At 41.6% G+C, this 9,310-nt stretch carries 3 protein-coding genes; 1 reads left to right on the forward strand and 2 read right to left on the reverse strand.

Annotation, left to right across the window (positions count from 1 at the left end; genetic code table 11):
* Nucleotides 1-7: 7 nt before the first annotated feature.
* A complete protein-coding gene (locus ACAN52_RS16410; protein WP_378956010.1) occupies nucleotides 8-8,125 on the reverse strand; it encodes an RHS repeat-associated core domain-containing protein in 8,118 nt (2,705 codons plus the stop codon).
* A gap of 251 nt (nucleotides 8,126-8,376) precedes the next feature.
* Here ACAN52_RS16410 and ACAN52_RS16415 point away from each other — a divergent pair, with 251 nt between their 5' ends.
* Nucleotides 8,377-8,724 (forward strand): MYG1 family protein, encoded by a 348-nt coding sequence (locus ACAN52_RS16415; RefSeq protein ID WP_378956011.1) that lies wholly within the window; start codon nucleotides 8,377-8,379, stop codon nucleotides 8,722-8,724.
* Between the two features lie 241 nt (nucleotides 8,725-8,965).
* On the opposite strand, the gene ACAN52_RS16420 is transcribed toward ACAN52_RS16415, so the two are convergent.
* Nucleotides 8,966-9,223: a hypothetical protein gene (locus ACAN52_RS16420; protein ID WP_378956012.1), complete on the reverse strand. Its 258-nt coding sequence runs from the start codon at nucleotides 9,221-9,223 to the stop codon at nucleotides 8,966-8,968.
* Nucleotides 9,224-9,310 lie beyond the last annotated feature (87 nt).

Here is a 9,310-nt window from a genome sequence, read left to right on the forward strand (position 1 = left end):
ACTCTATTTATGTTAATTCTGAATACGCTTGCGAACCAGCGTTAGTTAACGCTGTGTATAGTGTCCATCTGTATCTAATAACATCCCGACAGGCGGACCATTTTATAACTCCTCTATTCTGGCATTTGAATATCGTATCCATCCTGGTATCTCTTGTTACTTGTGTTGTATATGGCCAAGGTGTATTCTTACCAGGCGGAGATAAAGTATAGTTATAAACCCAGTCACCTGCTTCTTTAGTTTCAACTACATCCATATAACCAAATGGAATTCCACGCGCCTTCTTATAGTCAAGGCTTTTTTCATGTGGTCCATAAAATATTACCTTTTCGCCGCGACCGAGTTTCCTCATTCCGTTTTCCGGATGAAAGGCACCATGACCGTCACATACTTCTCCCACATCTTCTAAGCCGATTTTCACATTCGTTTTTACGTTCTGTAAGGTTCGAACTGCCACCGTGCCAAGCCCGGTAATAGCAAAGCCAAACGCTACCCCAATTCCGACTGTTGGACCAGCGTTTACAAGGAAGCCCTGTCCGTTCATTACATTCGTGATACCATTGGACACAAAGCTTTCTACCCCGCCTAAAACAGTATTAGTCGCCACCCCATAACCTCCCGCCATAAGCAAGCCGCCTCCAATAAGACTCACTCCGCCTGAAATGGCTCCGAAGGTTGCTCCCAGACCAACCATGGCCCCCCATTCCGCAGCTCGGAAATCTTCTGTATGGGTCGCCCCATAGACCACGCTAGCTCCACCTCCTCCCGCTAGCATCCCCCCACCGATGGCACCGAGGGCAACTAATGAACCCCCTGACGTAAATGCAGCTAACGCAATACCACCCAAGAAGGCTGCAATACCACCCATGATAGCAAAAATTGATCCCACAGAAGTCTGTCCGCTAGGGTCAATAAAAGAGATCGGATCGTTGCCTGCGTATACATATGCCCCCGGGAACTGCCCCGCCGGATCAATGCTGTAAAAACGTCCCAGATACGGATCATAGAACCTTGCTTTGTAGTTATATAGTCCAGTTTCATCATCAAGTTCCTGGCTGGTATACAAGTACTGAGTTATTCGATCGCAACCAGGCAGCTCCATAACGCCCCCCATAAACTCGCCAAAGGGCGTATAGTTGTAAGCCGCACAAATGTCAGTTCCGTCGAAAACTACCCTAGTGGAAAGCAGGTGGTCTTTGATCAGATTATATACCTTGTCTACTTTTTGCACAGCAAAGATACCCGTGACACCGTAGACATTAAAAATTACCCTTTCCTCGCCATCTGGTCCTTTCACTTTTTCCATTAAAGAATCTCCATTGGTACTTAAAATGTATAACCGGCACGAATCCTTGTCTTTTTTCAATATCCGTCTGTTACCGCCATCATAGGCAAAGGACACGTCATTTGCCGGATTTCCATCGCTACCTTGCATTGATAATGCCACACCTGACGCTTTACCGTACTTTATGTTAGTGATCCCTCGCGGCTGGGCAAAAATAATATCGCCGTTCGAATTATAATTATAGATATCCTGTGTATTGGCGCTTGCGCTCTGAATTTTATTGGTGCCAGGATAGTACACATACTCTTCTTCCACGTTACCTTTACTCCAATGACATGCATTACAATTAGTGTCATAAGTCAAAGGACTATCGCCCCCCATACTCCAGGCGCTATCTTTCTCATTGACGGCGCTCTGAAGCCTATCAAGTTTATCATAAGCATACTGATAGCTATAACTTGTCATAAACTCGCCAGGAGTTTGTATACCATTAAAACGGTGAGCGATGCGAGCAATCTTTCCGGAATAATAACCAACTCCCAAATAACCGTTATCAGTGTAGTCTAGGGTTTCGGTAAAAAGCCTGTCTTGCAGATTGACAAGCCACCCTGCCGAATTATAATCATAGGTTCGGATAAGCTCGGAACTTTTGCCCGGATTGAAAATCTCAGACTGAATACTGCCATCAGCCTTATACCCATAACGGACAAGAGCACCGTCACGCCCGTTGATTTCATATAACTGCCCCTGATTGTTAAAGTTATAGGTCACAACAAAAGGCGTAGTATCCTCTTCGTTGTAAGTAAGCCTTATATTGTTGCCTATGTTGTCGTATTCATAGCTGCTAGTATGTTCCGCCCCACCGTCATAATCAAAGACCCTGACTGTTTTTCGGATCATTTGACCATCTATATTATAGACAAATACTTCTTCACTCTTTCCCCACAGGCTTTCATCACCACAGGATAGTACTTTCCACAATCTGCCGACAAGATTAGGATCTGATCCATCCCCGTCATATTCATACTTTTTATCCCAAAAGGCTAGATCAGGTCGCCAGGTTTTATCGTCTATATGCCTCTTGAATTTAGACTCATCCCACGGAGAATAACAAATCCCCTTCTCAGTATTGCGCCCTAACCGATCATATAACCAATAAATAATATAACCCTTTTCAGCACCATTCGCGTCCTGCATAAAACGCACTCGCCCAGCTGTGTCAAAGATGCTCACTGTCGACTGACTCATGTCAGGAGTTGATGCTCGGATAGTCCTTCCAAAAAAATCGTATTCATTCTCAAGTTGAAACCTTTCATGCTGGGGTATATTTTCTTGAAAATAATTAGGTTGTTTGGTCGCGGCAATATTACCGTACATATTGTAACAATTGCGGGACATGGCAAAGTTAGCATCCCCGTCCTGCTGACTACCTTGAATGGTCGCAATTTTGTTGCCTAATTTATCGGTCAGTAAGGCCGATGAATTTTTGTCCCTGTCTATTTCACTTGTTATGGTGTACTCACCTACTGGTAACTCATTGAGAAGTTTATTTTTTACATTAGCGCAATACCTGGCAAAGACAGTATGGCGGTCTTGCTCCGGCACCTCTAGGTTAATTGCAAACAACTTGCCGGGACCGCCCATTTCCACAACCCGTGCCAACGTGGATTTTTCATACCGAATACGAGAGTAGGGATACCCTTCGTCGCCTGGATAACAGTCAGCTATCTCACCGGTCATTAACCCGCTGATCCAATCAATTGATCTGACAAAATTCTGTCGATATCCAAATAGGGCTTTGTCAAACCTTGCTACCTTGGTCGTGATTGCATCTCTCCCGAGATGGTCAGCACAGAACTCTTGTACCAATATACTGCAGTCATCTAGGTTCTGCACCTGAATTGGTTTGCTAGAATTGTCGTTATAAGTAATCGACGTTATTGGGTCAATAAATACAGTGATATATTCAATTGCAATTTTATTTGCAGTAAACAATTGAAACTGCCCCCATACCGTCGTCGGAAACATATATTTCAGAACTTGCCTGCCATCGGCAAAGAATAATACGCCATGTTCCCCAGCTATTACCAACCAGTCTTTCGCGTTCATCTCTGGCTGAGCCAATGAATCTACCACTTTTTCTTCAATACAATTGTAAAGTTCCCACTGGCCCTTGTCCCACTGGATAATCAGGCAATCGCCGATCTTAACCCCTATTGGTTTATCTATTATTTCACCCAAGGACATATTAAACCTGGCACCATAATTCTTCTGATCTACGGTATTTTTTAGCACTAAACTTCCCGCTGTCACACCACTGTAAACCAGCTTCCCCCTGACCACTTCCCAGTCTGCCGAAGCTTGCCAGTTGTCCTGCCACTGATTCCCATGACGAAATTCCTCGAAACTTCCCCCTGTTCGCACAGTTATTTTCGCCGCACTATTGGGATCAGCCGGATCAAAGGTCTCCGTGTACTGCCGCCATAATCCACCAACGGATAAAACTTGGGGCTTATTGTCATTCCCTGCAATAACTGCTAGTCGTTGGAAAGAATCATAAGCCTTACGGCTTGTTTCTCCCCACATCCCAATGACCCCAGTATTAAGTCGATAGGGGGTTTCATAAACAGCTGCCTCAAAATTGCCAGCCATAGGAGCAAAACCAATGTTATCAATCAATAGATAGTTATTATCCTGCAGGTTATAAACAGACATGGTAATCTGGCAGACATCACTCTCGCCCAGTGCCACTGGGTCAATTACATGATAAAAATACTGCCATGTTTCTCTGGTAGATAAAATAGGGATACATACAATTTTGCCAGATACCCCAACAGTAATCTCCCAACCAGCACCTTCACCTGCAAATTCTTTAGCCGTTTTTATCCAACATGAAAGAACATATTTTCCATTATTTCTTTTGATTGTTAAGCAATTTGTCAGTCCGACCTTTATCAAAGATTGACCCGGCAAGAATAGTCGCCTTGTCCCTGTGTAAGAATCTCCCTCTCCAATATATTTTTCCATTGGCTCAGTCTGTGGAAAAACAGTCCAACCTTGGGGATTTTCATATTCCTCAAAGCCGTAATAACTAACCTCACCGCTGGTAATACTAGCGTTTTTAAACGTAGCTACCGTAAAACGGTTGGCTACATCAAATAAAGTTGAACTATGTATATTATCAATATCCGTCTTTTCTATCTCAGCGCCATATTCGTTCATCGCTACAATCTGGGCGGTCTTAACCCACCCGCTAGCAGGTTCCCCATTACCGGAACAGGCTTGATAATCAAAATTTTCCGTTCCCCTAGTCCCATCCCATTTATAACTCTTATCCGCACCCCATTTGTCCCCATCTGCACCCTGATTCCAGTTTCTCAGTGTTAACACAGAAATTCCAGTTGTTACATTTTGTGTTTCATTCCATGTCTTACTCTGCACTTCTGGGGTCAACAGATTGATATCCAATAATCTGGGGTAAACCTCCCATCCATATTGCTTTTCTACCGATAATTTTTCCTCTCTCCCCTCGGAATTAAAATTATAGGTGGAGGTTTTTGCCAGTTGTCCTTTTCCATTATAGCCATATTCCGTAATTTTCACCAACGCCCCATACACGGCCAGCTTTCCATTTTCCTGGCAAATAGTATATTCCTTGCCACTTTCACCATCGGCTATAACCCATATATTTTTACTGGCGTATGGAACTTCGATTGATACATCGCCTGAAAAATAAAAACCATATGTATGAAATACGTCTTTTACTGCCGTTGAGAACAGTTCATTATCAAGATCTTCCATTAGGCTAACATCAGCGTCAAATAGATACAATTGGGTAGTATCTATCTTTTTTTTCGATCTTCCATATACTCCATAGAGGGGCTCACCTTCCCCATTTTTATCAAAAGCATACAAATAATTTATTGTATCAACGACTTTTCTGCCATCGGCATTGTACGAACTACTCTGATAGATTTGCCCATTGAAACAACTGAAATAATCACGAACATTCGTGAAATCATCGGTATCAGGATATATCACATCCAGTATTTGCGGGTCTAAGCCGTTAAAATAAACATGATCGCTATGACTGAACGCCCCATTGTCTTCCTGATACCAAATGCCAGCCTGGGAAAATTGGCTAACTAGCCCCTTGGGGTCATAGGTAGCTGTTTCTCGATTATATTTATAGTTGGTGTCAATCTGGCTATAACCGTTAAAGATAGAAACACTGGCTACGGAATAATCCACCTGTCCTTCATCATCAATCGATTGATTTACCACCTGGTAAATATTAAGGGTAGGCGTTTTTGCAAAATCCACCCCACTGTAAGTCACAAAAGCAAAAGCCCCAGCCAGTACCTGACCTGCACCGCCAGAAACGTGGATATTCTTACCCTCGAGCTTGGTTTTGCCGATTAGTGCCCCGTCTTTAAAAAACAATAGATATGTATTATTAGGCTCATTTTTCATTTGGTACAATAGATAACCAGGTGCCCTGTTTTGGACAGATGATGGATCTACATTTTGCGGCAGGGCAAAGATCTTATTCCATTTGCGAGTTTGATCCCGAAAATAAATGTTATTAGCAGCTACACAATAATCTCCCGCAATTGCTGGAGTACTCATGTGGTCGCCGCTTACTGTGCCCTTCATATCTCCGTCTATCCACCGAGATTGATAAGGGTCATATAAAGCAGATGAAACCTCTTGTATATTTCCGTTTTTTTTCGTTAGTATGACCATATCATCCCCATAAGCATATTGATACTCATTAGGGGATCTTGGAACAACCATTTCCTTATCAATCCACCGCTCACCGTTAAACCTAGCTACCCTTTGCCCACTCCCAATTAGAGAGTTATTTACAATCGTAGTATTAAGCGCATTTGACAAATTTCGATCCTGATAATAAGAATGCTTGACCACATTGGTAAATGAGAAATCAGTCTTCCAACCGAAAACAAGAAGGTTATAATATAAATTGATCTCATCAACGCTAGTTATGTAAGCAGCAACAGCGAAGCTAGTACCGATAGACCACAAACTATTGAAGTTTGTATAATCTAAGTTAATTTCGCCGGATATCGTTGTAGAACCACCAGTTTTCCACTTTCTATTGGCATCAGCGTAGTATAATTGGACAAATATTTGTTGAGCGTGTTCATTGTAGCCTGCAGCAATGAGAAAATTAGTATTGGCGGCGAGTGACATGTACCCAAACTGCTTGCTTGTAGCCCAGGTCTCAGCCCATTGCTTATTCAGTCCATCCCACTGCCAGATAGCAATCTTGGCAGAATTAGGAGAATATGCTGCAATAAAGTCCTCGCCCATCGCGATCGTTACACTCGTATACTCATTACCTAGCTTAACCTCATTGGCAGACCATTCACCAAACCGATACTCATTTTGTTTGAAAAGCAACAGCCGATACCACCCTAAATTAAGGTCTTTAAAATACACAACAAAAAAGCCCTGGGCATTAAGCACACTGAAATTTTCAATATTCAGTTCATTGAGTTCGTCGTATTTCCATTCCCGCCAGTTACCGCCCCAGGAATATACCGAAATGAGTACTTTCTTACGCACACTACTGTACCAAGTGATAACCACATAGTCAGAACCGTGCCAGACATTGGGCGTAAAGTCGGTTCCTGGCGATTTCACTTCCCGGCATGTGGACGTATTGGTCAGCTTGCCTGATTCATACTTATATGTGGCAATCCCTCCATGAGGAAAAGTAATACTTTTCAATGCACCAGGATTTATATCGCTGGTATAATCTATATAATAATCAAATGCTACGCCAGGAAAGGGTTCACCGTTGCCATTGACTGTCCTAACAGACTTCAAATACCTTTTTTTATAATAATAATCGTCCTGCTTGTTGCTAACATTATAGAAATCATACTGGAACTGAACTGTAAACAGCAGTTCCTTATTTTCATTTTCAACAACTATTTTATCTAAAAATTTTTCTTCGTATTGGAATTGAAAGGCAGTAATGTCTCTAGGTGACATGATCGGTCGTTGAATTTCGAAATCCTCATCTTTGGGCGCATAAACAAAATTTACCGTTTGTCCGTAGACATCAATTATTTTACGAATCCGCGATGAACGGGTATATTGAGTAAGATCATTTTCACCGACTGGGATATCATTGTTGTCATAGTCAAAATAGACACAGTCGCCCCAGATGTTGATAATCTGGGCTAAGTTCCAGGCCACCGAATATTGGGTTCCCGCAGTGCTTACGGTACTTCCTACCCAGTTTTTCCACTTAACCCCCCATTGCTGGCTACCATTTACACCATAGGCATAATCGCCGTCCAGCTGGACAGCTCCGTAAATATATCGTGAGCCATCTTCCTTAACGATTTCCCAGCGTTCACTTGCAGAATCAGCTTGGTTTTGATAATAATAGACTTGCCAAAAGTTATAATTTTTGGCCTGAAAACAGATGGCATCGCCGTCGCTTCCTGTCCTAAACAACGGAATGGTATTCCCACCGATTACGATGTAAAAATTATCATCATAACTTGTACCCGTATTTTTAATATCGACCACTATTTTTTCGAATGACATCGACCAACCAACACCGAGAACATCTGTTGGAGCATCCATGTTCCATGTATTTACAAATGTGTGAATATTGCTACCGTAAAGCGCTACTACACTTATATCCAAATTGTTCCGACCTGCAAGCGATACTAACTTCAAAGGTAGATTAACATCCCCCCTGAATAGATTAACGCTCTTGCCGATATCACCGATACTGCCTAAATCGAGCTGAGAGCCTAAAATCCCTGGAAGTCCAGCATTTACATCATTATCCTCCACCAAACGCACATCCTTCTCAGATTATTCTATCCTTTCTTAGTGCTTAGACTGCGATCTCCTTTGTTGACTTTTCTGCCATGTCCAATATGAATCGAAAAACTTTCAGTTGAACTGATGTAGTAATACAAATTTTATTGTGTTACATATCTTTTCTATACCATTCCATCAACAACCAGAAAACCCCTGCACAATAATACAATCTTTGCCATTTTTTGTGTTTGTTTTCATTTCCAAACCTGTAGTCTCTTATAATGAATAGATTTTTTCAAAATTTTAATCCTACATGGGATTCAAATGATTCCGCAGATGAGGCGTTTGAGGAAGCTGTTCAATATGCTACTGAAATTATAAAAAGAATAATAAGTAGACAAGCTGCTGTTATAAAAGCAAGAATCATCGTAAATGAAGCCTTTGAAAATAGAACTATTAATGAAATAATGATTCTAAAAAAAGGTTGCCCTTGGCTCCAACAATTACTTAAACGCGATGTTAATAATGAGGTATTGTTCGTTATTTCTCCAGGTGATCATAATACAGAGTATAAGGTACAAACTGTAAAAAAACCGTCGATACTTTCGAAGCAAGAAAAGATATACTAGAATCCATTAGAGGAAAATCAAGTGAAGAAATAAATTCTATCATTAATATAAAAATTTATTTTCTCTGATTTCAAGAGTTTCTGAGCTTTTTAAATCGCTTTTATGCAGGATCTGATACGACATTTCAGGTGCGAATTTTTCGATTTCTTTCTGCCAATTGGCAATCAGCGAGGTCTGTGAATGATATTCTAAAAGTGCGGGAGAACCAATTTGAGCGTATCATCAGCTCTAAGCAAGCACATTATTCAAATTCGACGTACTTCATTCTGGAATAGCCTAGTATGATGACAAAAGCATGTACTTTCCGAAATGATCCATCTGCACAATTCAATTTAAACTCACCCCAATCGACTTGTGCCTGTTTTCCTGGCGGTGTTTCATAGCGAATGCTTGCTTTGGACACGACGGATTGTCGATGAGGTTGCATAAATACTCTCAAAATTGTCATTTTCCCTTGATAGTGAATAATGTGCTTGCTTAGAGCCGATGATACGCTCAAATTGAGCCACCATCACGTTAATTTTAAACCACCTTCACGCAAGGTGAGCCATTTGGATTTTTTAGGCAATAATGAACTTATGCACTA

It is taken from the genome of Pelosinus sp. sgz500959 (assembly GCF_042610375.1).
GTDB lineage: Bacteria > Bacillota > Negativicutes > DSM-13327 > DSM-13327 > CTSoil-075.

Coding starts and splice junctions, on each gene's coding strand:
- ACAN52_RS16415 (WP_378956011.1), top strand. CDS start 8,377: ATGAATAGATTTTTTCAAAATTTTAATCCTACATGGGATTCAAATGAT.